20 protein-coding genes are annotated in these 23679 nt (G+C 40.0%); 14 read left to right on the forward strand and 6 right to left on the reverse strand.

Going from position 1 to position 23679, the window contains the following annotated elements; translation table 11 throughout:
* Positions 1 to 52 precede the first annotated feature (52 nt).
* The gene (locus BC659_RS15960; protein ID WP_133475819.1) at positions 53 to 637 is read left to right on the forward strand and encodes a DUF3347 domain-containing protein; all 585 of its coding nucleotides are present in this window, start codon (positions 53 to 55) and stop codon (positions 635 to 637) included.
* A 76-nt stretch (positions 638 to 713) separates the two neighbouring features.
* Positions 714 to 3065, forward strand: coding sequence for a TonB-dependent receptor (locus tag BC659_RS15965; protein ID WP_133475820.1), 2352 nt, complete (start codon positions 714 to 716; stop codon positions 3063 to 3065).
* Positions 3066 to 3195: 130 nt separating this feature from the next.
* Here BC659_RS15965 and BC659_RS15970 read toward each other — a convergent pair whose 3' ends face one another.
* Positions 3196 to 4470, reverse strand: coding sequence for a hypothetical protein (locus BC659_RS15970; protein ID WP_133475821.1), 1275 nt, complete (start codon positions 4468 to 4470; stop codon positions 3196 to 3198).
* Positions 4471 to 4658: 188 nt separating this feature from the next.
* Between BC659_RS15970 and thrS the strand changes: the two genes are divergently transcribed.
* The 6 genes from thrS (at position 4659) to BC659_RS16000 (ending at position 10264) form a co-directional block, all read left to right on the forward strand.
* Positions 4659 to 6596: a threonine--tRNA ligase gene (gene thrS / locus BC659_RS15975; RefSeq protein WP_133475822.1), complete on the forward strand. Its 1938-nt coding sequence runs from the start codon at positions 4659 to 4661 to the stop codon at positions 6594 to 6596.
* A gap of 61 nt (positions 6597 to 6657) precedes the next feature.
* Positions 6658 to 7251, forward strand: a complete 594-nt coding sequence (gene infC, locus BC659_RS15980) for a translation initiation factor IF-3 (protein WP_133475823.1) — start codon at positions 6658 to 6660, stop codon at positions 7249 to 7251.
* Between the two features lie 265 nt (positions 7252 to 7516).
* Positions 7517 to 7717: a 50S ribosomal protein L35 gene (gene rpmI / locus BC659_RS15985; RefSeq protein ID WP_133475824.1), complete on the forward strand. Its 201-nt coding sequence runs from the start codon at positions 7517 to 7519 to the stop codon at positions 7715 to 7717.
* Between the two features lie 82 nt (positions 7718 to 7799).
* Complete coding sequence (rplT, locus tag BC659_RS15990) at positions 7800 to 8144, forward strand: 50S ribosomal protein L20 (protein WP_133475825.1); 345 nt, start codon at positions 7800 to 7802, stop codon at positions 8142 to 8144.
* A gap of 148 nt (positions 8145 to 8292) precedes the next feature.
* A complete protein-coding gene (locus BC659_RS15995; RefSeq protein WP_133475826.1) occupies positions 8293 to 9723 on the forward strand; it encodes a type III PLP-dependent enzyme domain-containing protein in 1431 nt (476 codons plus the stop codon).
* Positions 9724 to 9808: 85 nt separating this feature from the next.
* Entirely contained in the window at positions 9809 to 10264 is a 456-nt protein-coding gene (locus BC659_RS16000; RefSeq protein WP_133475827.1) for a hypothetical protein, read from the forward strand.
* Positions 10265 to 10315: 51 nt separating this feature from the next.
* Here BC659_RS16000 and BC659_RS17100 read toward each other — a convergent pair whose 3' ends face one another.
* A complete protein-coding gene (locus BC659_RS17100) occupies positions 10316 to 10444 on the reverse strand; it encodes a hypothetical protein (protein WP_281277274.1) in 129 nt (42 codons plus the stop codon).
* Positions 10444 to 10851, reverse strand: coding sequence for an NUDIX hydrolase (locus BC659_RS16005; protein ID WP_133475828.1), 408 nt, complete (start codon positions 10849 to 10851; stop codon positions 10444 to 10446). The genes BC659_RS17100 and BC659_RS16005 overlap by 1 nt, the downstream gene beginning before the upstream one ends.
* 86 nt (positions 10852 to 10937) lie before the next feature.
* On the opposite strand from BC659_RS16005, the gene pyrE reads away from it, so the two are divergent.
* Both pyrE and BC659_RS16015 read left to right on the forward strand, forming a co-directional pair.
* Positions 10938 to 11567, forward strand: a complete 630-nt coding sequence (gene pyrE, locus BC659_RS16010) for an orotate phosphoribosyltransferase (RefSeq protein ID WP_133475829.1) — start codon at positions 10938 to 10940, stop codon at positions 11565 to 11567.
* Positions 11568 to 11730: 163 nt separating this feature from the next.
* Positions 11731 to 12135 (forward strand): hypothetical protein, encoded by a 405-nt coding sequence (locus tag BC659_RS16015; protein WP_133475830.1) that lies wholly within the window; start codon positions 11731 to 11733, stop codon positions 12133 to 12135.
* Positions 12136 to 12346: 211 nt separating this feature from the next.
* Here the strand turns inward: BC659_RS16015 and BC659_RS16020 are convergent, their stop codons facing one another.
* On the reverse strand, positions 12347 to 12799 hold the full coding sequence (locus BC659_RS16020; protein ID WP_133475831.1) for an LEA/WHy family protein: 453 nt from the start codon (positions 12797 to 12799) through the stop codon (positions 12347 to 12349).
* 386 nt (positions 12800 to 13185) lie between these two features.
* Here BC659_RS16020 and BC659_RS16025 point away from each other — a divergent pair, with 386 nt between their 5' ends.
* The 4 genes from BC659_RS16025 to BC659_RS16040 all read left to right on the forward strand — a co-directional run bounded on the left by BC659_RS16025 (position 13186) and on the right by BC659_RS16040 (position 20821).
* Positions 13186 to 13794 (forward strand): WbqC family protein, encoded by a 609-nt coding sequence (locus BC659_RS16025; protein WP_133475832.1) that lies wholly within the window; start codon positions 13186 to 13188, stop codon positions 13792 to 13794.
* A gap of 31 nt (positions 13795 to 13825) precedes the next feature.
* A complete protein-coding gene (locus tag BC659_RS16030; protein ID WP_133475833.1) occupies positions 13826 to 15721 on the forward strand; it encodes a T9SS type A sorting domain-containing protein in 1896 nt (631 codons plus the stop codon).
* A 302-nt stretch (positions 15722 to 16023) separates the two neighbouring features.
* On the forward strand, positions 16024 to 19560 hold the full coding sequence (locus BC659_RS16035; RefSeq protein ID WP_162847458.1) for a gliding motility-associated C-terminal domain-containing protein: 3537 nt from the start codon (positions 16024 to 16026) through the stop codon (positions 19558 to 19560).
* Between the two features lie 235 nt (positions 19561 to 19795).
* Positions 19796 to 20821 (forward strand): PorP/SprF family type IX secretion system membrane protein, encoded by a 1026-nt coding sequence (locus tag BC659_RS16040; protein WP_246027167.1) that lies wholly within the window; start codon positions 19796 to 19798, stop codon positions 20819 to 20821.
* 205 nt (positions 20822 to 21026) lie between these two features.
* Here BC659_RS16040 and BC659_RS16045 read toward each other — a convergent pair whose 3' ends face one another.
* The gene (locus BC659_RS16045; protein ID WP_133475836.1) at positions 21027 to 23009 is read right to left on the reverse strand and encodes a M56 family metallopeptidase; all 1983 of its coding nucleotides are present in this window, start codon (positions 23007 to 23009) and stop codon (positions 21027 to 21029) included.
* A complete protein-coding gene (locus BC659_RS16050) occupies positions 23009 to 23389 on the reverse strand; it encodes a BlaI/MecI/CopY family transcriptional regulator (RefSeq protein WP_133475837.1) in 381 nt (126 codons plus the stop codon). Before BC659_RS16050 ends, BC659_RS16045 begins: the two co-directional genes overlap by 1 nt.
* Positions 23390 to 23679 lie beyond the last annotated feature (290 nt).

The raw sequence follows: 23679 nt of genomic DNA on the forward strand, positions 1-23679 counted from the left end.
TGCAAACGGCTGCCAATTCAATTTGCTTTAGTTTTGTGCAAAATTTTATTATATGAATAAGATACTGGTACTGACAGGGTTCCTTTTTCTGGTAGCCTGTGGTGGTAAGGATGAAAAAGCGGCAGTAGCCGATACAACCCCCAAAACACTGGCAGCAAGTGCTCATTCTGATAGCTTTAACCTGGCTTTTGGCAAGTTGCTGGATCATTATTTTGAACTGAAAGACCAGTTCATTGCTGAAAATGATACCCTGATTGCCCAAAAATCAGTGGCCCTCATTAGTGATGTGGCAGAAGCAGCGGTTGAATTTAAGGATCTGAAGAATGATTCAACAGTGGCATCCACTGCCCGCAGTTACGCAGTTAGCATCAGTTCAGAACTGAAATCCATTGTATCTGAGACTGATAGAGAAGAAAGAAGAAAATCGTTTCAAACAGTGAGCGAACAGATGTATGACCTGATCCGTACGGTTAAATATGATCGCACTATTGTATATCATCAGTATTGTCCAATGGCATTTAACGATGCAGGTGCGTTTTGGCTGAGTAATTCATCTGATATCCGCAACCCCTATCTCCCCAAAAAAATGCTGACATGCGGTGAGGTAAAAGATTCTCTTGATTTCAGGAAATTCTAATCTAACAATCATCTATCCATTTCCTTGCACCGGACTTAAGTCTGGTACAAGGAAAAACAAACAGGGATTTTATTTTATGCGTATATGTCTTTTAGTGTTATCAGTTTTCTTTACCTCACTGCTCTCAGCGCAGGAAAAAGTAACACTAAATGGCTACCTCAAAGATTCTCTCACGGGCGAAACGCTTATTGGTGCCAATATACTGGTTACAGGAGAGGGAAGAGGTGTTCAGAGTAACCAGTATGGCTTCTTTTCCATTACACTGAATAAAGGCCATTATAAACTACTGATTTCATTTATCGGATACCAGTCGAAAGAAGTTGCAGTAGACCTTCAGCAGGATACACAACAGAATATTCTTTTGCTACCCAATGCTGCTGTTATTAATAATGTAACTGTATTGGGTAGAAGAAGAGATAACAATGTGAAAACTGCTCAGATGGGTAAGATTGAACTGAGCGTAAACACTGCCAAGGCTTTGCCTGCTTTACTGGGAGAAGTGGATGTATTGAAAACCCTTCAATTATTACCGGGTGTTCGAAATGCCGGAGAAGGTAATGCGGGTTTTTATGTGCGTGGTGGCGGACCAGATCAGAATCTCATTTTACTGGATGATGCAGTGGTATACAATACAGGACACCTTTTTGGTTTCTTTTCGATCTTTAATGCCGATGCTATTAAAAATGTAACACTGATTAAGGGAGGTATGCCAGCTCAGTATGGTGGACGACTATCTTCTGTAGTGGATGTTGCTATGAAAGAGGGTAACAATAATAAAACACAAATAGATGCCGGTATCGGCTTGATTGCATCCCGTTTCTCTATACAGGGGCCACTTAAAAAGAACAAGGCTTCTTATATGTTGTCGGCCAGAAGAACTTACGTGGATATGCTTACAAAACCTTTTATAAAAAAAGACAATGAATTTTATGGTTCAGGTTATTATTTCTATGACCTGAATGCTAAAATGAATTACCGTTTTTCAGAAAAAGACATTTTATACCTGAGTGGTTATTTTGGACGTGACCAGTTTAATTTTAATAACAGTAAAAGGTCTTTTGCCATTGATATTCCCTGGGGTAACAGTACTGCAACGCTGCGATGGAACCATATTTTCAGTAAAAAACTGTTTGCCAATACAACTGCTGTTTATAATGATTATAAATTCCAGTTATCAGGGCGCCAGAATGATTTTAACATCAACCTTTCATCGGGTATACGTGACCTGAACCTGAAAACAGATTTTGATTATTACCCAAGTCCTGAACACAAACTCAAATTCGGTGCACAATATACATTTCATACTTTCCTGCCCAATGTCCTGAGCGGGAACCAGGATACGGTCGTTTTTCAACCTAATAACGCAACGAAAAAATTTGCCAATGAATATGCCGTTTATCTGCAGGATGACTGGGAACTGAACAATAAGCTAAAGCTGAATATGGGTCTGAGATACAGCGTATTTCAGCAGGTGGGTCGTTATACTTTTTATCAGCGGGATGCCAATGGAAATAAATTAGACAGTACTGTTTACCGAAGCGGACAAACCGTGAAAGCATACGGTGGTCTCGAGCCTAGGGCCACGCTGCGTTATGCATTTAATGAATTGTCGTCTTTAAAAGCCGCTGTTACGCGTAACATTCAATACATACACCTTGTAACCAATGCTGGCACTACACTTCCCACCGATTTATGGGTACCCAGTACCATACGCGTACAACCGCAAACCAGCTGGCAATATGCGCTGGGTTATTTCAGAAATTTCAACAATGGTATGTTTGAAACTTCCCTGGAGTTGTATTACAAAACCATGAATAACCAGATCGAATACAGAGAAGGTTACACGCCTTCTTTAAAAGATCCGGAGGAAGAATTTGTTTTCGGAAAGGGATGGAGTTATGGTGCTGAAATCTTCATCAACAAAATAAAAGGAAGATTTACAGGATGGGTTGGTTATACCCTCAGCTGGACATGGCGTAGGTTTCCTGATCTGAATGATGGCTTGAAATATCCCAGTCGTTACGATCGCCGTCATGATATGTCTGTAGTGGGTACCTATGAATTATCTAAAAAATGGAAAGCATCTGCTGTATTCGTATATGGAACAGGTAATGCAACATCTCTGCCAGAACGTTTTTATTTTACAGGAGGAGTACTTACCCAGGAGTACAGCCGCATTAACGCCTACCGGATGAAGCCCTATCACCGGATGGATATTTCATTTACCTATACCCCTACGCCAAAAAAAATCAGGAAATATACCAGCAACTGGGTATTCAGTTTATACAATGCCTACAGCAGGTTAAACCCTTATTTCATCTATTTCGATCAGCAGGGCGATGCCAGTAATGGAACTTTAGAAGTTAAGGCAAAACAGGTTTCCTTATTCCCGGTTATTCCGGCGGTGACCTGGAACATTAAAATTTGATCCGCCTAAGGCGGATTGAAAATTTGGAAATAAAATATTGGCTTATGTATCGAGTTAAGATATGTGATAACTATAAATAGGCTGAGATTTTTTTCTCATTTCCAAATTTCCAAATTTCCTCATTTTCAAATTACTGCTTGTATTCTACCACCACTTTGGCATTGCGCTGTTCATTGGATACAAGGAAGATTTCATATCTTTTTTTACCGGCGGTGATCACCATTAAGGCACTGTTGGGAGGTATTTCGCCGAGATTTTCAGCAACCATGATTAGCTCATGACGTTGTTTTTCATCTGAACAATCGATGGTAAGCTTGAGTGGGGTATAGGTTAACTTACCATGACTGATCATCAGTTTATTATTATGATAGAGTGAGATGGTATCGTTGTCGATGGTGCCATTATCGAAAATCTCAACGGTAAATGATTTCTCATTGGTATAGATGGTCTTAATGAGTTTATTCTCACGTTCCAGTAATACTTTGGGGATGGGGCCCTGCGAAACAGGTGGTCTTTCCCATTTGACGATCTGGGTATCTTTTTTTCTATCTGATACCGTTGCGTCCGGTTTCCAGGTGGAAGCAGTGGGTGGAGTTACGGTAACAGGCGTGGATTTTATTTCCGGCTTAGTGGTGGTTGTTTTTGGTTTCGCATTATTCTTATTCTGTGCTGTTGTTGTATTCTGTTTTACCGATGCTTTACTGGTATTGCTGATTGCCGGCGGAACTACTTTGGTAACATTGGTTGTTTTAGGCGGTACAGTAGCAGCTTTGGTGGTATTGGTTTTTACCGGCGCTTTAACTGTATTGTCTTTTCTCGGATTGGTATTCTTGGGAGCTGATATCTTTGTGGATGCCTGATTTTTGAGGGGCCCAATGATCGGTGTTTTTCTGGCAGTAGACTCGGGTTTCTTTTTAATCAGAAAAGGTTCCAGTTCAAAATCAGATTCTTTTACTCTTTCCAGGTAAACTTTACCACTGCCGCAATCAACTTTTGTTTTATCATTTACAGAACTGAAAGTTCCCTGCAACACTTCCAGTTTACCAATTTTGGAGTATTCCAGGTAGCAGGTCATTAAACAGGGTTCACTTTTATCACCAATTTTTACTTCTTGAAGATTGGTTTCTTTCAGTATCAGGTTTTTTGTCTGAACGGTATAAATACCTCTGAAAGCAGCTTTTCCATAAAAAACAGTGCTTTTGTAAGAATAGGTAACGCCATTCAGGGCATTATTGGCCTGTTGGTCTATCTGAACCTCATATTTGTACAGTTCATGTCTTACATCTTCTCTGTACAATCCGTTCGAGGAACTAAAATACCCACGCCAGATACCGGTCAGGTCTTGTGCACCTGCGGCAATTAAAAACACCAGTAAACAAGAGGTTAGGGTAAACTTCAGTTTCATTCGGGCAAAACTACAACTGCAATATAGTGTATGCTGATAAAGAAGCGTTAAATAAGAGATAGGCTACAAGCCCCAAGCTGCAAGCTGCAAGGAATATTTCTTTTGGCTTGTAGCTTGCAGCCTGAACCTTATAGCTTAAAAGCCGTGGCTTTTTCTTACTTTTGCCTCCCTTAGAATTAATGAAACAAATGATCAACATCAGTTTTCCCGATGGGGCAGTAAGGCAGTATGAAGCGGGGGTGACTGCCCTCGATATTGCGAAGTCAATCAGTGAAGGACTGGCCAGAAAAGTGCTGGCCGCCAGTGTGAACGGACAAGTGTGGGATGCCACGCGCCCTATTACGACTGACAGTGCACTGAAATTACATACATGGGATGATGCCGAAGGTAAAAACACTTTCTGGCACTCTTCGGCTCACCTGATGGCCGAGGCAGTGGAAGCGATGTATCCGGGTGTGAAATTCTGGGTTGGACCGGCTTTGGACAAAGGATTTTATTATGATATAGATCTGGGCGGCAACCATATTTCTGAAGAGGATCTGGCAGCCATCGAAAAAAAGATGAATGAACTGGCTAAACAGAACAATCCTTATCAGCGAAAAGAAATATCTAAATCAGAAGCTGTTAGCTACTTTACCGATAAGTCGGATCAGTATAAACTTGATCTGCTGCAGGGACTGGAAGATGGTTCGATTACTTTTTATAGCCAGGGACAGTTTACGGATTTATGTCGTGGCCCGCATATTCCACATACCGGTTTTATTAAGGCCATTAAACTTACCAGTATAGCAGGTGCATATTGGAAAGGAGATGAAAAAAATAAAATGCTTACCCGTTTATATGGCGTAACCTTCCCTAACCAGAAAGAACTGGATGAGTATATCCAGATGCTGGAAGAAGCGAAGAAAAGAGATCACCGTAAGCTGGGTAAGGAACTGGGCATCTTTACCATGGATGATGATGTGGGAGCCGGTTTGCCTTTATGGTTACCCAACGGAACCGTTATTATTGAAGAACTGGAGAAGCTTGCCAAACAAACAGAAGAAGCTGCGGGATATAAGCGTGTGGTAACACCGCATATCGCTAAAGAAAGCATGTACCTTACCAGCGGTCACCTGCCATATTATGCCGATAGCATGTTTCCGCCTATGGAACTGGACGGTACCAAATATTACCTGAAAGCCATGAACTGTCCGCATCACCATAAAATATTTGATGCGGAACCCAAAAGCTATAAGGATTTACCATTCCGAATCGCGGAGTACGGTACCTGTTACCGTTATGAACAGAGTGGTGAATTATTTGGGCTCATGCGGGTACGTTGCCTGCATATGAACGATGCGCATATTTATTGCAGCAAAGAACAGTTTGCGGCTGAGTTCCGTGCAGTGAATGAAATGTATATCAAATACTTTAAAATATTTGGTATCGATAAATATGTAATGCGTTTAAGCTTACATGAACCCACTAAACTGGGGGCTAAATATGTAAATGAGCCAGAGCTCTGGAAAGAAACCGAGACCATGGTTCGTAATGTATTAATCGAATCGGATATTCCATTTGTAGAAGTACCCGATGAAGCTGCTTTTTACGGACCTAAAATTGATGTACAGATATGGAGTGCAATAGGTCGTGAGTTTACATTGGCTACCAATCAGGTTGACTTTAATTCAGGCAACAAATTCAAACTGAATTATGTGAACCAGAACAATCAGCCGGAAGTTCCTTTAATTATTCACCGTGCGCCATTGGGAACACATGAACGCTTTATCGGATTCCTGCTTGAGCATTATGCGGGTAAGTTCCCGGTATGGCTGGCTCCATTGCAGGTAAAGATTCTGCCGATCAGTGATAAGTTTATGGATTATGCCAATCAGGTGAAAGATACCCTGAAATCTGTGGGTGTTCGTGTAGAAATTGATGACAGAAGTGAGAAGATCGGAAAGAAAATACGCGATACAGAACTGAGCAGGGTTCCTTATATGCTGGTAGTGGGAGAGAAAGAAGCGGCAGAAAAACAGTTATCTGTTCGCAGGCAGGGTAAAGGTGACCTGGGAACACAGTCACTGGATACTTTTGTAACCATGATTCAGGATGAAATTCTGCACAGAAAAGCGGCAGAATAAACTGAATGCAGAAATAGCTATATCTTTAACAACAAAACAATTATTCACTAAACAAGTTTTAATGGCATTACCACCAAGAGGGGGCGGCAGATTCAATCCCAGGTTTAACAGGCAACCGGAGCCTGAACATCGTATCAACGAAAGAATCCGGGTACCACAAGTGCGTTTGGTAGGCGACAATGTTACCGTAGGTGTTTATCCTACTCAGGAAGCATTAAAGATTGCCCAGGAGCAGGAACTGGATCTCGTGGAAATTTCTCCAACGGCTGACCCTCCGGTTTGTAAAGTGATCGATTATAAAAAGTTCCTTTACGAAAAGAAGAAGAAGGAAAAAGAAATGAAGGCCAATTCCAAGCAGAGTGAGATCAAAGAGATCCGCTTTACGCCTGGAACCGATGACCATGATTTCGATTTCAAAGCCAAACACGCTGAAAAATTCCTGAAAGATGGAAATAAAGTAAAAGCCTATGTACAGTTCAAGGGACGTGCCATCATGTTCCAGGATCGTGGTCAGCTTTTACTCCTCAAATTTGCTGAAAGACTCGCAGAAGCCGGTTCTCTGGAAAGCATGCCCAAATTAGAAGGCAAGCGTATGTTCGCCATTTTTACCCCTAAAACAGGGAAGAAGAAAGCAGCACAGAAAACGGAGGAATAATTTGAAAATTCGGGAATTTGAAAATGTTGAATGGTCGTTGCAAAGCAACGACCATTTTTTTGCCATACAAAAGCTAAGTGCCTGATAACAAGCGTCTTAGATATTTAGCTGCCGAAGGCAGGCTTTTCATTTTCAAATTTTCAAATTGCCTGGTTTTCAAATTTTTTCCCTACTTTTGCACTCCAAATTTTTCCCGTAAGGCTCAACAAGTGTCCCGTCTGTTCGGGGCCGCCAGCAGGGTGTAATCTTTAAGCAGATTATTTATATGCCAAAGGTAAAAACAAACTCCAGCGCTAAGAAGCGTTTTAAGGTGACCGGCAGTGGAGAGATCACCTTCCAGAAAGCTTTTAAAAGGCACATCTTAACCAAGAAATCAAAAAAACGTAAAAGAGCCCTCAACAAGAAAGGTCTTGTAGGTGCCCCTAACAAGGATTTCGTTCTGCGCTTATTGCGTCTGAAAGGTTAATAACCGCCCATTTTTCCCCGGAAGGGAGTTCAAACCATTTAAAAACACACTCTCGCCTTAGGCGAGACAAAAAAAAGATACTATGCCACGTTCAGTAAATGCAGTAGCATCAAGAGCCCGCAGGAAACGTATCCTGAAGCAGGCAAAAGGATTCTACGGTAAACGTAAAAATGTATATACCGTAGCCAAAAATATTGTTGAAAAAGGTATGACTTACAGCTATGTTGGCCGTAAGTTGAAAAAGCGTGAATACCGTCAGCTTTGGATCGCCCGTATCAACGCAGCAGTAAGAGAAGAAGGATTAACCTACAGTCAGTTTATCAATAAGCTTGCTGTAAAAGGTATTGATCTGAACCGCAAAGTGCTGGCAGATCTGGCCATGAATGAGCCTGCAAGCTTCAAAGCACTTGTAAATTCAGTTAAATAATCAGTACAATAGATCCCTGATCGAAAAATATAACCGGGAAGTAACCTTACTTCCCGGTTTTTTTATTTGCAATACTGTACAAAGAGTTATTTTTGCAGCTTAACTAAGGTAATTTTCTGTTCACAATAAACAACCACTAACCCGGCTAATGAACAATACCTACACCTCACTGGTGAACCAGACCTTCCACTTTCCACAGGAAGGATTTGATGTAAATGATGACGGCTACCTTCAGTTCAATGAACTGGACCTGAAAAAAATCATCGAAAAGTATGGCACTCCATTGAAGCTCACCTATCTACCTAAGATTGGTATGCAGATCAATAAAGCCAAAAAGATGTTTGCCGATGCTTTCAAAAAGCATAAGTATGAAGGTGAATATTTCTATTGCTATTGTACAAAGAGTTCCCATTTCTCTTTTGTGGTAGAAGAAGCACTAAAGCATAATATCCATCTGGAGACTTCTTATGCTTATGATATTGAAATTATCAACAGGCTGCACCAGCGTAGAAAAATTAATAAAGAAACTTATATCATCTGTAACGGATATAAACAGAAATCATATACTTCCAGAATTGCCAAGCTTATCAATTCAGGGTTTAAAAATGTGATTCCTATTCTGGATAACAAAGAAGAATTGCAGGCGTATAAGAGAAGTGTGAAGCAACCCTTCCGTTTGGGTATCCGTGTAGCAGCAGAAGAAGAGCCCAATTTTCCTTTTTATACATCACGTCTGGGTATCCGTGCAAAAGATATCCTTGAATTTTATGTAGATGAGATAGAAGGTTATGAAGACAAATTTCAACTCAAAATGCTTCATATCTTTCTGAATAAAGGTATTAAGGATGATATCTATTACTGGTCTGAGTTGAACAAAATTATTAACCTCTATTGCCAGTTAAAGAAAATTTGTCCGGAACTGGATTCTATTAATATCGGTGGTGGCTTTCCCATTAAACACTCACTGGGTTTTGAATATGATTACCAGTTCATGATCAATGAAATTGTAAGCAATATCAAAAAAGCCTGTAAGAAAGCGAAAGTGCCGATGCCGAATATTTACACCGAATTCGGCAGTTATACAGTGGGAGAGAGCATGGCACATATTTACAGTGTACTCGGACAAAAAATCCAGAACGATCGTGAGTGCTGGTACATGATCGATTCTTCTTTCATCACTACATTACCTGATACCTGGGGTATTGGAGAGAAGTTTCTGATGCTGCCGGTGAATAAGTGGGACAATGAATACCATCGGGTGGTATTGGGTGGTATTACCTGCGACAGTCATGATTATTATGATTCGGAAGAACATATCAATGAAGTGTTCCTGCCCAAATTGCAGAACACAGATCCCAAAGATGTGGAAGGTAATAAAGAGCCGCTCTATGTAGGCTTTTTCCATACCGGCGCCTATCAGGATCAGATCAGTGGATATGGAGGTATCAAACACTGTCTCATACCTTCTCCTAAACACATAATTGTGGAATATGATAAGAATGGGAAGCTAGAAGATTGGGTATACGCCAAAGAACAAACGGCACAAAGCATGTTGAAAATACTCGGTTATCTCCGATAATAACAATCCCGCTCCGGCGGGATTTTTTTATAAGTGGCTTTTTATAGCCCTGATTTCATGCTATTTTTAAATTAAATTCATTTATATGAAAAAAGCTTTCCTGTTTATTTGTTTACTTACTGCAGGTTATATGACCCATGCCCAAACAGCTACCGACTCTGTTAAAGCGGCCATCAACCAGTTATTTACTGCTATGCGCAACGCCGACTCGGCGACCATTGTAAATTGTTTTGCTGAAAAACATACTTTACAAACATTGGTAAGAGACAAGGATGGCAATATGCAGGCAAAGACAGACCTCGCTACCGATTTTGGTAAAAGCATTGGTCGCCTACCCAAAAATGCAGCAGATGAAAGAATAGAATTTACCTCTGTACAGATCGATGGCCCGCTGGCTTCTGTATGGACACCCTATAAATTTTATTTCAACGGAAATTTCAGCCACTGCGGCGTCAACTCATTCCAATTACTGAGAACAAAAGACGGTTGGAAAATACTCTACCTCGTAGATACACGCAGGAAAGAGCCTTGCGAGAAATAGAGGAATGGTGAATGGTGAATGGTCAATGGTGAATGAAAAAAAATATTGTGTTTACACAATATTGATCGTCAGGTTCGAGTTTCGTTTATTGACCATTGACCATTGACCATTGACCATTGACCATTGACCATTGACCATTGACCATTGACCATTGACCATTGACCATTGACCATTGACCATTATGCTTTCTTCACTATCTCAACAATCGTATCATAACTATTCTTCAGGCATTCTTCAAGTTCCTGCCTGTTAACCCAACGGATGATTTCGATATCTTCTTCGGTTTGTGGTACTAAGGATTGTATGCCGGGAGCCTGCATACGGTACCAGTAGGTTTCTTTGATCACTTCTTCTTTTAACCATTGATCAAAATACTGGTGATGGGTAATACCAATCAGTTCTTCCCTTACAACGGTTGTTAAACCGGTTTCTTCCATCACTTCCCTTACAGCACAATCTTCAATATGCTCTCCCTCGTCAAGTTTGCCCTTTGGCAAATCCCATTTTCCCCGGCGGAATATCATCAAGAGTTCACCTGATTCATTATACACCAAACCACCAGCAGCCAGTATTTTTTTCATTTCCATACCCAAATCTGACCCTAATTTCCAAATTTCCAAATTTTCATTCCGCCTAAGGCGGGACAAATTAACGAATTGGCTTTCTTTGCAGCATGACCAACGAAAAAGCTGTTGCAGAAAAGCTACTTCAGGTAGCTGCCGTAAAGTTAAGTCCCGAACAACCCTTTACCTGGGCCAGTGGATGGAAGAGTCCGATCTATTGTGATAACCGTAAGGTATTATCCTTCCCTTATGTTCGCGATTTTATTAAAAGTGAATTGTGCAATGTGATATTTGAAAGTTTTCCGGAAGCTGAAATGCTGGCCGGTGTAGCTACTGCGGGTATAGCCTGGGGTGCCATGGCCGCTGATCAGCTGAAACTCCCTTATGTGTATGTTCGCCCCAAACCCAAGGAACATGGTATGGGCAATCAGATTGAAGGTTTTTATGAGGCCGGACAGAAAGTACTGGTGATTGAGGACCTGATTTCTACTGGCAAAAGCAGTCTACAGGTAGTAGAGGTGCTAAAAGCTGCGGGTGTGGAAGTGGTAGGCATGGTATCTATTTTTACTTATGGTTTCCCGCATGCCGATGAAGCTTTTGCCAAAGCCGGTGTTACTTATAAATCACTCACCAATTACAGCAGCCTGATCAGTATGGCCGTTGAAAAAGGACAGATTTCTGCAGAAACGGAACAGTTATTGCTGCAATGGAGACAGGATCCGGCGGGATGGGGGAAATAGTGAATGGTCAATGGTGAATAGGGAGGGTGAGTGAGGAAATTTTCTTTATGTTAACGCATTAGTGAGCAGCAAATGGGAACTGTTTTATCTCTTTCATACAAGGGATCGATCTCACTTTTGGACTTTCCGACTCCCGGTCTTTCGGACTGTAAAAATTGTAACTATGAAAAAACAGGTTTTATTTAGTGTTTTACTGATTGCAATTACCTCAATTGCTTATGCACAGCAGCCTAAGGCAGAATGGGTAACCATTAAATCTGCTAACCTGAAATGTTGGGAGTGTAAGGAAGTAGTAGATAAATACCTTTTACTCGAGAAGGGGGCCACCGATGGGGGTGTAATGCAATGGAAAATCAACCTCCTTCAGGGTGAAATTAAAGTGCAGTTCCTGCCCGACCGTGCCAGTGCCGATGGTATCCGTACCGCATTAAACAATGCAGGTTTTGATGCAGACAATAGTAAAGCCACGGAAGATGCCTATAAAAAATTACCTCCCTCCTGTAAACGCTCAGAAGACGGCGGCGGCCCACAACCCAGAAAGCCCTGTCATGTAAAGCCGTTTTATTGAGATAGTCCGTGAGTCCGGAAGTCGGAAAGTTCGAAAGCTGAATATATCGTTATACCCCCCGTACAACTCCCTGTTCCCCTCCTTTAAACGCTGTGATAGTAATATTTTAACCTCAGCGTTCAATGGAGTAATGCACTGATTTTCACGGAGGTTTTAAGAAAATCTGCTTCCGGACTTCTGATTTCGTCATCCCGACGAAGGAGGGGCGGACTCAAAGCCCCATATCAATCTTATGTCTTGCTTCGTAATTAAAGGATATGGTTTTAAAGAAACCGGCCTTACCCACCCGGGTGGTTCCTTTAACATTCACGAGTACTTCCTTATTAAAGAGTACTGTTAATACATTTTTGAAGATGCTTTGCATATCTACCTGGATACGTGAGGGGAGTACAAACTCGGCCTTTCGGTTAATGTGCATAAGGGTATCGAGTTTGTATTTACCCAGATAATGGTTATCAATATAGATATCACAATCTACTTTCCGCAAATCGACCCCGAAATTATTCGGATTATAATAGACCAGATCCATACAAAGGGTTGATTTTTCAAAACCCAGTTTTTCAAGCTTTACATTTTTTACAGAACGATAGTCAAAAGCCTGGGGTTTCTGACAGGCTGTAAATATCAGTATAAGGGCAAGGATTAAGAGGCTGAAAGTTCTCACGGATTCAATTTGCTGCAATATAAGGGATATGCGAACGAGGGCGAATCCGTTCAACCAGAATTCAGATCATCTTTGTATTTGTGGGGAGAATGTGAAAATGGGAGCGGGAAGCGGGTTTTATCTTTAGACTCAGAAAGGGGCGGGGAGTGGATTAAGAACTAACTATTTAATGAAGGTGTATAATATAAAGATACAACTAATTTAGTTAGTATTTTAGCCAATAAAAGCTAATTCAATAAAAACTAATAAATTTAGTTTGATAAAAATTATGTAAATAAATATTAATCAATTATTTATATTGATTATATACTATAAAATATATGATAAAAACATGCTAAAAAACAATGATTCATTCTTTCTTTCGACATTCTATATTTTAATAATAAATGAACAAATTAATAATTGAATATCAATATTTTGGAAGCATTGACTACATAAATACTTTGTTTAAATTTTCGAATATAGAATTTGAAGTATGTGAAACCTTCCAAAAGATGAGTTTTCGGAACAGAATGGTACTGGCGGGTAGCAATGGATTGGTGAATTTGTCGGTTCCGTTGGAAAAAGGAAGGGACCAGAAACAGCTACTCAAAGATGTCAGAATCAGTTATTCCCTGCCCTGGCAGCAGCAGCATTGGCGCACTATTGAATCCTGTTATAACCGTTCCCCTTTTTATGAATATTACCGTGATTGGCTGGAGGGCTTTTATCAGCGTCGACACGTTTTCCTGCTCGACCTGAACAGGGAGATCATGGAATGGTTACAGAAATTATTAAAACCCGTGACTCATTTTAGTGAAACAAGCGGATTCATACAAAATTATCCTAGTGGAACAACAGATTACAGAAATCGATGGCTACCCCGCAATTTTCAGGAAGAGCCTATTAGATTCAGATACCAGCAAGTTTTTGAAGATAGAATCGGATTTCAGCCGAATTTATCAATCCTAGATATTCTTTTTTGTAATGGGAGACTCTTTATATCGGAATTTTAACTAAAATTCTTAATTTAAAAGAAAAATAGTTATGAAAAACATAAAGTTGATTTTTGTAATTAGCCTCATTTCTTTTTTTTCTTTCCAAACATTGGAAACTGTTGCTCAGGATTTTTATAAAGTTCGGATAGGTTGGTCAAACTATAAACATGTCAAACCAGTTAATATAATAAATGATAATAGCAATTATTATGGTGATATGAATTCTGATACGCGATTTGTCGCATATCAAACAGAAACACCTACAGAGTATAGCCCAGAGGTTGAGATAGGCGTTCTAAAAATTGATGTTAGCACCAACACAACTTTGTATAATGTGCTGTTTTCATTCGATCAAAATCAAGTTTATTATAGTAGTGTAGTTGATATGGAGGTGTTTTTTGATAAGCTTTATGTTTTAATTTCTATAAATTTTTCCGATGTACTTCTGGTTACTTTAAATAAAGTAAACGGTTCAATACTAAAAAAAGAGTATGTAAAAATAAACAATCAACAGTTGTATTCTTATTTTGTCCCCACAGATTTACAGATTAGTATATTTTCACAATCCTCAAGCACGCCTTTAATTGGCATTCTTGGAGAATATAAATACCCAAACTCTCCAAATGGATCTAGTGGTTTTTCCAATTTATGTTTACTTTATAAATATGGTGCGGATAATACATTTACCGAGGTGAAATTTTACAACCCCAATCGATGGGGATATTACCATAAAGGGGGCAAAATTATACACTTAGATGCGAATGGAGCATCTATTATATCGAATGACGTATGGGGTGGAGTAGGGCTAACTTTTGATTATAATTTTAATACGCAAGTCGTGTCATCTGCAAAAAATTATTCGATTAATAATATACCTTTTTTGTTTTTTTCTCAAGCAACCATTGATGGGATTATACAATTTTATGGTCAATTATCATATTCGTCAACAGGGACTGATTATTTACCAGGACAGAGTAATGATGTTTTTGTAATTACTCCTGCTACTGGCGTTAACCCTACAACACTTGTTACATATAACAACCCTAATTTTCTTGCTTTTAAAGGCGACGATCATGCTAATGGTAGAGATGCTTTGTATGTAAATTCATCTGTTCTTTTCGGCGGCTACTTGATAAAAAGTGATCAAAATATTAGCCCGTATTATGGAGTTGTAAAAATAGATTATAGCACATCAGATCCTAATAATTATATAACTGGGAAAGCGTATCAATTATCAACAAAAGTAAGGGACTTTTATTATGATCCTAATACAGGAGTTTATCATGGGTTTGAAGATTTATATCATTCTTTAACTCATAATAATGGCTATTATAACTCGACTATTAATCCTGGTGCTGTATTTGAAAGAAGGTATATGTACTATCCGTGGACTGGACTTAATTACTTTTATTATGCGAATTCTCTCAATAGTCATAGTTGTAATGAAAGTTTTTCTTTTAATAGAACATTTGATAAAAGTTTAATTATTTCTGATGACCAGATTCTTGTTGAACATGTGCAAACAAAAATACTTGATGAAATCAATTTGTCAGACCAACTTATATCATCTTTCCCTCACACTTTAGTTTGTGAAGAAATACCTACAAACATCGACGGACGAGTAAATAATGTTTTTAACAAGAAATTTCCAGCTACTTTGAGTAAAACTAAACTAGTCGATGATACTCAACTCTCGGAAAAAGAAGATATTAAAATTTTTCCAAATCCTATAAATGCGAATAATGAAATAACATTCTTGAGTCCTACTTTAATGAAACATATTGAGATATATGATATGTTTAAAAGAAAGATATATGAAAAGAGAAATGTTAATAGTAAACAAGTAAGAATTCAAATTGGAGTAGTAATGTCTTCAGGAACTTATTTTGCTCTTGTGCATGATCAAAGTGGAAGAATTTCTGTAAGAAAAATTTTAAAACGATAATGCTAAATACTTATTGGTTGTTCAGCTTGAGATAAAATAATAATTTATATACTATTAAATTCCTTTGAAAAATGTTATTCCACTATTATTTCAATATTTTTCATTACTAAAATGATATTTCTCATTTTATTTAAAAGATAGTTTATTATTTATAAATTATCTTTCTTTAACAAATTGAAAATGTAATGTCAGTCAGGTTCTTTTTTTTTGTAGCCTTTTTTTTTATTCGAATGGCCTGTTTTGCACAAGATTTCTCTAATAAGGGGAAAGACTTCTGGTTGGGATATGGTTACCATGTTAGTATGGCATCAAATAACGGATCGCCTTTGGCGGCGGGTGGTAGTCAGGAAATGATCCTTTATTTCACTTCCGACAAAGACGCCTCAGTAACGGTAGAAATACCAGCACTTAACTATACACAGCAGTATACTGTAACTAAAGGTCAGGTTACTGTTTCCAATCCGATTCCGAAAACGGGTGCTCAGGATGCCAGAATTGCCGATACGGGATATTTCAACAGGGGTATACATATCACCAGTACACAGGATATAGTAGCCTATGCTCATATTTATAATGCAAGTATATCGGGGGCTTCCTTATTGTTTCCCACAAATACATTAGGCAAAGAATACTATGCGATTAGTTATAACCAATTTTCTAATCAGGCCTTTTCTAATTCATTCTTTTTTGTGGTAGCAACAGAAGATAATACCGTTGTCGAGATCACCCCAAGTGCCCAAAATCGGAATAACAAACCAGTGAACACACCTTTTACTGTGACACTTAATAAAGGACAGATTTATAGCGTAATGGGTACAACTTCAGGTAATACAGGCACTGATTTAACCGGATCAAAAATAAGATCGGTGAGTGTGAATGCAGCGGGTGGATGTAAAAAAATAGCTGTTTTTTCCGGTACTGGAAAAATCAGTATTGGTGGTGGTAACTCCGGAAGTGCAGATAATCTTTTTGCACAGGCTTTTCCATTTGTGGCATGGGGGAAAAAATATTTGACTGTACCTACCGGGTCACAACCCAATAACTTTTATCGTATTTGTGTGGCTGATCCAAATACCGTTGTAAAGCTAAATGGAACCGTTATCCCTAAAACCCAATTAATCAACAACTTTTATTATCAGTTTAAAAACAGTAGTACGACCGGAACAAGCGCGGCAGCACCAAACCTGATTGAATCAGACCTGCCTATACTGGTATCGCAATACTGTACAACCCAGGGAGTAGAAGGTAATTCAGGTGCAATGCCTGGTGGTGATCCTGAGATGATTTATCTGAGTCCGGTTGAGCAAACCATTAATGATATTACCCTTTATTCTGCTGACCGGAATGCAATTCTGCAGAGTTTCATCAACATCGTTGTAAAAAAGGGGGGTGTTAGTAGTTTTAAATTGGATGGAAATTCTATTTCATCTAATTTTTTACCACACCCCGCAGATACATCTTATTATTATGCAACACTCAGTGTAAGCAGGGGGGCTCATAATCTTTACTCTGATACAGGCTTTAATGCCATTGCCTATGGTTTCGGATCGGCAGAAAGTTACGGTTACAATGCTGGCACTAACGTCAAAGACTTCAGCAGGCAGGCTACGTTTGCCAATCCATACGGAAGAATTGATTCAGCGGTTACCTGTGTAAATACACCAGTTAAATTTTCTGTGCCACTTTCATTTCAGCCTACCACTGTTCGTTGGGATTTTTCTGCAGCTCCGAATATCAGTCCCAATACAACAATTAACTTTAATACCAGCCCAACTGCCGATAGTACACCCGTAGTAAGCGGACAAACACTTTATTATTTCAGTCCGGGAACCAGTTTTTTATTTAGCGCTTCAAATACTACTGTATTACGTGATACTGTAAAACTTTATACCACTTCTTCAACACCCGATGGTTGCGGTAGTACCGATCAGGTATATTCTATTCCGATTAAGGTAGTTGCCAAACCTACCACAGATTTTAGTGTTGCAACGACCGGATGCGTGGGTGAAAATGTTGTTTTGTCACCCAGTACAGGCTCTGGAGTTCAGTATTTTTGGGATACAGGTGATGGAAAAACTTTCAACTTTAATCAGCCTAATGAAACCTTCACCTACAATTATTCTCAGTCGGGCAGCTATACGGTTAAGTTAAAGGCGGTATCCGACATTGGTTGTATTACAGAAGAAGTAATTAAGACGGTTGCTATTACCACCAAACCCATCGCTTCATTTACCTACTCAGCCATAAGATGCCTTAATAGTGATATTACCTTCACAGATGCATCCACCACACAATCTGGCACCCTTGCCAAATGGACATGGAACCTGGATGACGGAACAGGTGAAACAATTGCCACTTCCAATGCAGCAAGGATAACGAAATATGCCAGTACAGGTACCAAAAATGTATCCCTTCAGGTAGAAACCAGCACCGGTTGTAAGAGTGAAATTTTTACGCCGGCCACGGCGCTTGTCGTAAATCCATTGCCACAACCCGGTTTTATATTACCGGAAGTTTGTTTGAATGATGCGTCTGCCCAATTTACCGATACCAGTAAAATTGCAGATGGCTCAGAAGCACAATTCAGTTATCTCTGGAACTTTAACGCAGGTACTCCAGCTATTACACCGGGCCCCAATATCAGTAGCAGTACTTTGAAGAATCCACAGGTAAAATATAATAAGTCTGATAATTATACGGTGTCATTACGGGTTACATCCAAGGACGGTTGTATCAATACAACTTCGCAAAGCTTTACCGTAAACGGCTCCATACCGAAAGCCGACTTTGAAGTACAGATGAACAATGTACTCTGTGATAAAGTACCCATCGTTATATTGAATAAGTCAACAGTAGACTTTGGCTCGGTCACCAAATCAGAAATCTATTGGGATCGGGTGAATGCGCCTGCGCAGGTACAAACAGATGAATTTCCGGCAAACGATAAAGCTTATCCGCATAAATACACAGTCAACAATGCTGCCGGACAAAACTTTACCATTCGTATGGTTTCTTACTCAGGAGGCAATACCTGTGTAAGTGAAGTAAGTAAAACCATCACCGTTCACCCAAATCCGAAAGCCGCTTACAGCATTTCAAGTGCAACGGTTTGTTATGATGAGCCGGTTTCTTTTACGGATCAGTCTGCCTTGGCATCCATAGCAGTGCCCACCCGCTGGGTATGGGATCTGGGCAAGGGCAATAGCTCCACTATACAAAACCCGGTAAGGGCCTATCGTGATTCGGGGATATTCAATACCAGCCTGCATGTATTTAGTGCAGCGGGCTGTGGTAGTGATACCGCCGCCATTAGTTTTACCGTATATCCTCTACCCGTATTGGTAATGGGTACCAAGAGCACTGCTGTTCTGGAAGGTGGAGAAATCAAACTGAAGCCCTCTTTCGTATATGGTAATCAGTTGAGCTATCTGTGGTCGCCTTCCAGTTACCTGAGTAGTGATACAGCTTATTCGCCGATATCGAAACCCTTAAATGATATCCGTTATACATTCAATGTAATTGCAGAAGGAGGTTGTACGGTAAGTGATACCATTTTTGTGAAAGTGCTGAAATCGCCGGAAATACCCAATGCCTTTTCACCCAATGGAGATGGCATTAATGATACCTGGAACATTAAATACCTGGAAAGCTATCCGGGTGCAACAGTGGAAGTATACAACCGTTACGGACAAATTGTATACAGGTCGTTGGGGTATAGTAAACCATGGGATGGAAGAGTATCAGGCGGCAACCTTTTACCGATCGGCACTTACTACTATATCATTAACCCTAAAAACAATAAACCACAGATGACTGGATCAATTACCATCATCAGGTGATGGCAGATCGCAGATGTCAGATGTCAGATTTGATTTTTGAATTTTGATTTTTGAATTTTGGCTTTTAATAGGGTTCGACCGATTTTGACGCCTGTTGCACCGTTTATCGGGTTGAAGATGTTAAACCGTGGTGAGATTTGCGTTGGGAATGTGACTAATTATTATATTGTAATTTCAAATAATGGCTTAGGCATGGTACGAGCCACATGTATGATGAAAGCATATGAATTGTAAAGTGAGATATTGGCTGGGTTTTGTTTTTGTACTGATGGTTTTACCCGTACTGGTAAAGTCGCAGCAGCGTCCTTATTATACGCAGTACATCATGAATAACTATATCATCAATCCAGCTGTGGCAGGTATTGAGAATTACTGGGATGTGAAAGCCTCTCATCGTATGCAATGGGTAGGTATTCAGGATGCGCCTGTTACCACTTACATAACCATACATGGGCCTTTAAAGAAAGATGATTTTGGTTGGGAAACCGCCACCAGTATGCGTGCAAGAGGAGAGAACCCAAGAGGTGATGCTTACTGGCGTAGTTATCAGTCGGCTGCACCACACCATGGTGTAGGGTTTACCATGCTGAACGATAAAACAGGTCCACTCAATCGTTTTGCCGCTTTCGGCACCTATTCCTATCACCTGGGCATATCCAGTAACACCAGTCTGGCAGCAGGTATTTCTGCAGGCTTTTCTAATATGAGCCTCGATGCATCCAAACTGAATTTTGGTACTACTACGGTTGATCCAGCCGTGGCAAGCAGTGGAATGATCAATCAGATCCGCCCCGATATCAGCGCAGGGTTATGGTTGTATTCGAAAGATTATTTTGTAGGGTTGGCTGCTCAACAGATCGTTCCACAGAATGTAGCTTTCTCGAATAATACAGTCTATGTAGAAAAAGGAAAACTGGTACCCCATTTATTTCTCAGTGCCGGCTATCGTCTTCAATTATCGAGAGATGTAAGTTTATTACCTTCTACACTTGTTCGCTATGTGTCGCCCTTGCCGTTAGGATTTGATATCAATGCCAAATTCATGTACCAGGATCTATTATGGCTGGGTGGGTCCTATCGATACCAGGATGGTTTCGCAGGAATGGTAGGGCTGAATGTGAGCCACAATATCAATATCGGGTATTCCTATGATCTGCAAACCTCAAGAATCAACACCGTAAGTAAAGGAACACATGAAATATTAATTGGCTTCCAGCTCGGAAATAAATACGGAGACTGGTGCCCGAGGAATCTCTGGTAGGTTAGTGCGTGAATGGTCAATAGTGAATGGTGAATGAAAAAATTATTGTGCCTGCACAATAATGATCGTCAGGGCAAAGTTTTCCTTTACTCACTACTCACTACTCACTACTCACTACTCACTACTCACTACTCACTACTCACTACCCATAAATAACCAAGCGCCGGACTTAAACCTGGCGCTTGGTTATTTATGGGAGAAAAACCTAAATGCGAATCTTCCTCTTTTCCTGATAAAGTTTCTGCTTCAGTTTATCCCATCTTCCGCGGAAACTACTGTCTGCATTCATCAGCAGATCTTGCTCAAGCAGGGTGCTGTCTTTTGTTTCCAATAACTGACTCAACAGCCATTTATTGAATAGTTTTTCAACATCATTCGTTTCCTGAAAATTAATAGGTATTAAGGGAAGGTAAGTTTCTTCCTCTTCAATGGTAGTTTCTTCCGCTTTTTGTTTTTTAAGTTTTTCCAGTGCCAGTTTTTCTGTCTTTTTCTGTTTTACTTTATCTGCTTTCTCATCTTTACTGATTTTTATATCCAGTTTCTCAATTGCCTTGAGTATATCGACTAGAGGCACCACCTGGCTGATATTTTTATCCAATTGTAATTTCTGCACTTCCTGAATGGCCCTTTCAATTTCTTTACTCACCATTTCCTGTTCTTTTTTGAAAGGGATGGTTGTTTTTGACAGTTTGCTGAGTGCTTCCTGTGCTTCTGAAAAATCAAGTTCCATCTTTTTTAAGGATAGTTCCATATCATCCTTAATCTTCAAGCGCTCAGCTGACGGAATTGAAAGGGTATCAAGTGAACGCATAGCCGATTTCATTTCCACCTTAGCTTTTTCCAGTCCGGCCAGTTCTTCTTTCCAATCTGCTGTATTCCTGAAAAGATCAGCACGCAAGGTCTTATAGGCATCATTCAACACTACCGGTATCGAACGCATGGCTTCCTGTACTTCTTTACTTTGCAGGGAAGCATTCATTTCATCAGTTGCTTTTTTCAGGTTTTCCTGCATTTCTTCTTTGAGGGTGCCTGATAGAAAAAAAGCCGGGTTGAACAGCGGGTTGGTTACTTTGACTGCCATGGGTTCAACAGTAACCGGCTGAATATCTACCAGGCTATCTTTTTGTTGATCATTCGTAACAGTACCAGGAGTATTTTCTTTTTGTTTCGACTGGTGGTCAGGATTGAGCCAGGCAATCGAACTTAAAATACCGGTAACCAATAAAAAAGCCAGTAACTGTTTGCGGTAATGAAAACCCTGTTCTTTGGCTCCAATCATTCGTTTTACCCGGTTGAGTAATTCATTCTCATTGGATCCCTGAGCAGCCAGCGCCAATGTTGGAGTGGTCTGTAATTGTGCTATGCGTAATAAAGCTTCAGCATAAATGGTAGCACTGTATTGAAACTGTAATACCCAATCATCACAACTATTCTCTCTTTCTTTTTTAATCTGCCGGGACAGTAGCTGTGTGAAGGGATTAAAAAACAAAGCTATTTCAGTAACAGAGAGTAGTATGTTTACGAGGTAGTCGTAGCGTTTGATATGCGCTATTTCATGCAGTAATACAGCTTCCAACTGCGATACGGTAAGGTGATTAATACTGGCAACAGGTATCAGAACCAGTGGCTTCAGGAAACCAATGGTTAGTGGTGACCTTACTTTTTCAGAAAGAAAAATGCCCACTTCCCGCTGAATACCTAACTGCTGGGCAGTTGTTTTTACAAAGATTCGCCACTCGGCCGGAATTTTCAACAATCCTTCCTTACGTATCAGTTGTGTGTAGCGATAACCCATTATCCAGCGTACACATAATATCAGCATAAGCAGGAGGTAAGCCACTGATAAATAAGGGAGTAATTGTTCGATACGAATCATCCATTCAATGATCAGGGAACGAAAACCTTGTCCTTGTGGCACCAGTGTGGCAATGGCTTCGCTATCCAAACCGGTTGATTCTATGTAGAGTAAACGACTGTACTGACTGTAATAAAACTGCAGGGTAACAATAAACCAGATAAAACCAATCGTTTCGAGGCTTACTGCCAGGATATATTTATGCGAAGCAGCAGGCTTCAATACTGCCGAAATAACTACATAGAGCAGCCACAAAAAAGCCATCTGCCATAAGCTATTGGCGATCGAGTAACCAAGGGCCTGTAGAAAAGCAGACTGAAACAAAGCTTGCATCAGGATTGTTTTTTCAGGTTGTCTAACATCTTTTGAATTTCATCCAGTTCCTCTTTATTGGGAGTCTGGTTACCCAGTGCCTGCATGACCAGCTGACTGGAAGAACCTCCAAATAAAGAATGGATCATTTTACCTACCATTTGCTGTTGGGTACTTTCCTTGCTCACATTGGCGCGGTAGATATGTGTTTTACTACTATCGTCACGTTTCACGATCCCTTTTTCAAACATAATCTGCATCAGTTTCAGGGTAGTGGTATATCCTGCATCTTTATGCTCGCTCAATACTTCATGTACTTCCCGAACGGTAGCAGTGCCTTTATCCCATAAAACCCTGAGTATTTCCAATTCACTTTCTGTTGGTTTGATATGCTTCGCCATGCTTTACGATTTTATTCGTAAGCAATTTACGAGAGAAATCGTAAAGCATAGTGAAAAATTTGTTAAACGGCGGGGTGAGTGAGTAGTGAGTAGTCAGTAGTGAGTGGGAGGGGTTGTGAATGGTCAATGGTGAATGGTGAATGAAAAAAAATATTGTGTTTGCACAATATTGATCGTCAGGGTCGAGTTTCGTTTATTGACCATTGACCATTGACCATTGACCATTGACCATTGACCATTGACCATTGACCATTGACCATTGACCATTGACCATTGACCATTGACCATTG

The organism is Sediminibacterium goheungense (genome assembly GCF_004361915.1).
Taxonomy (GTDB): Bacteria; Bacteroidota; Bacteroidia; order Chitinophagales; family Chitinophagaceae; genus Sediminibacterium; species Sediminibacterium goheungense.

Coding starts and splice junctions, on each gene's coding strand:
- BC659_RS15960 (WP_133475819.1), top strand. CDS start 53: ATGAATAAGATACTGGTACTGACAGGGTTCCTTTTTCTGGTAGCCTGT.
- BC659_RS15965 (WP_133475820.1), top strand. CDS start 714: ATGCGTATATGTCTTTTAGTGTTATCAGTTTTCTTTACCTCACTGCTC.
- BC659_RS15970 (WP_133475821.1), bottom strand. CDS start 4,470: ATGAAACTGAAGTTTACCCTAACCTCTTGTTTACTGGTGTTTTTAATT.
- thrS (WP_133475822.1), top strand. CDS start 4,659: ATGATCAACATCAGTTTTCCCGATGGGGCAGTAAGGCAGTATGAAGCG.
- infC (WP_133475823.1), top strand. CDS start 6,658: ATGGCATTACCACCAAGAGGGGGCGGCAGATTCAATCCCAGGTTTAAC.
- rpmI (WP_133475824.1), top strand. CDS start 7,517: ATGCCAAAGGTAAAAACAAACTCCAGCGCTAAGAAGCGTTTTAAGGTG.
- rplT (WP_133475825.1), top strand. CDS start 7,800: ATGCCACGTTCAGTAAATGCAGTAGCATCAAGAGCCCGCAGGAAACGT.
- BC659_RS15995 (WP_133475826.1), top strand. CDS start 8,293: ATGAACAATACCTACACCTCACTGGTGAACCAGACCTTCCACTTTCCA.
- BC659_RS16000 (WP_133475827.1), top strand. CDS start 9,809: ATGAAAAAAGCTTTCCTGTTTATTTGTTTACTTACTGCAGGTTATATG.
- BC659_RS17100 (WP_281277274.1), bottom strand. CDS start 10,444: ATGGTCAATGGTCAATGGTCAATGGTCAATGGTCAATGGTCAATGGTC.
- BC659_RS16005 (WP_133475828.1), bottom strand. CDS start 10,851: ATGGAAATGAAAAAAATACTGGCTGCTGGTGGTTTGGTGTATAATGAA.
- pyrE (WP_133475829.1), top strand. CDS start 10,938: ATGACCAACGAAAAAGCTGTTGCAGAAAAGCTACTTCAGGTAGCTGCC.
- BC659_RS16015 (WP_133475830.1), top strand. CDS start 11,731: ATGAAAAAACAGGTTTTATTTAGTGTTTTACTGATTGCAATTACCTCA.
- BC659_RS16025 (WP_133475832.1), top strand. CDS start 13,186: ATGAACAAATTAATAATTGAATATCAATATTTTGGAAGCATTGACTAC.
- BC659_RS16030 (WP_133475833.1), top strand. CDS start 13,826: ATGAAAAACATAAAGTTGATTTTTGTAATTAGCCTCATTTCTTTTTTT.
- BC659_RS16035 (WP_162847458.1), top strand. CDS start 16,024: ATGGCATCAAATAACGGATCGCCTTTGGCGGCGGGTGGTAGTCAGGAA.
- BC659_RS16045 (WP_133475836.1), bottom strand. CDS start 23,009: ATGCAAGCTTTGTTTCAGTCTGCTTTTCTACAGGCCCTTGGTTACTCG.
- BC659_RS16050 (WP_133475837.1), bottom strand. CDS start 23,389: ATGGCGAAGCATATCAAACCAACAGAAAGTGAATTGGAAATACTCAGG.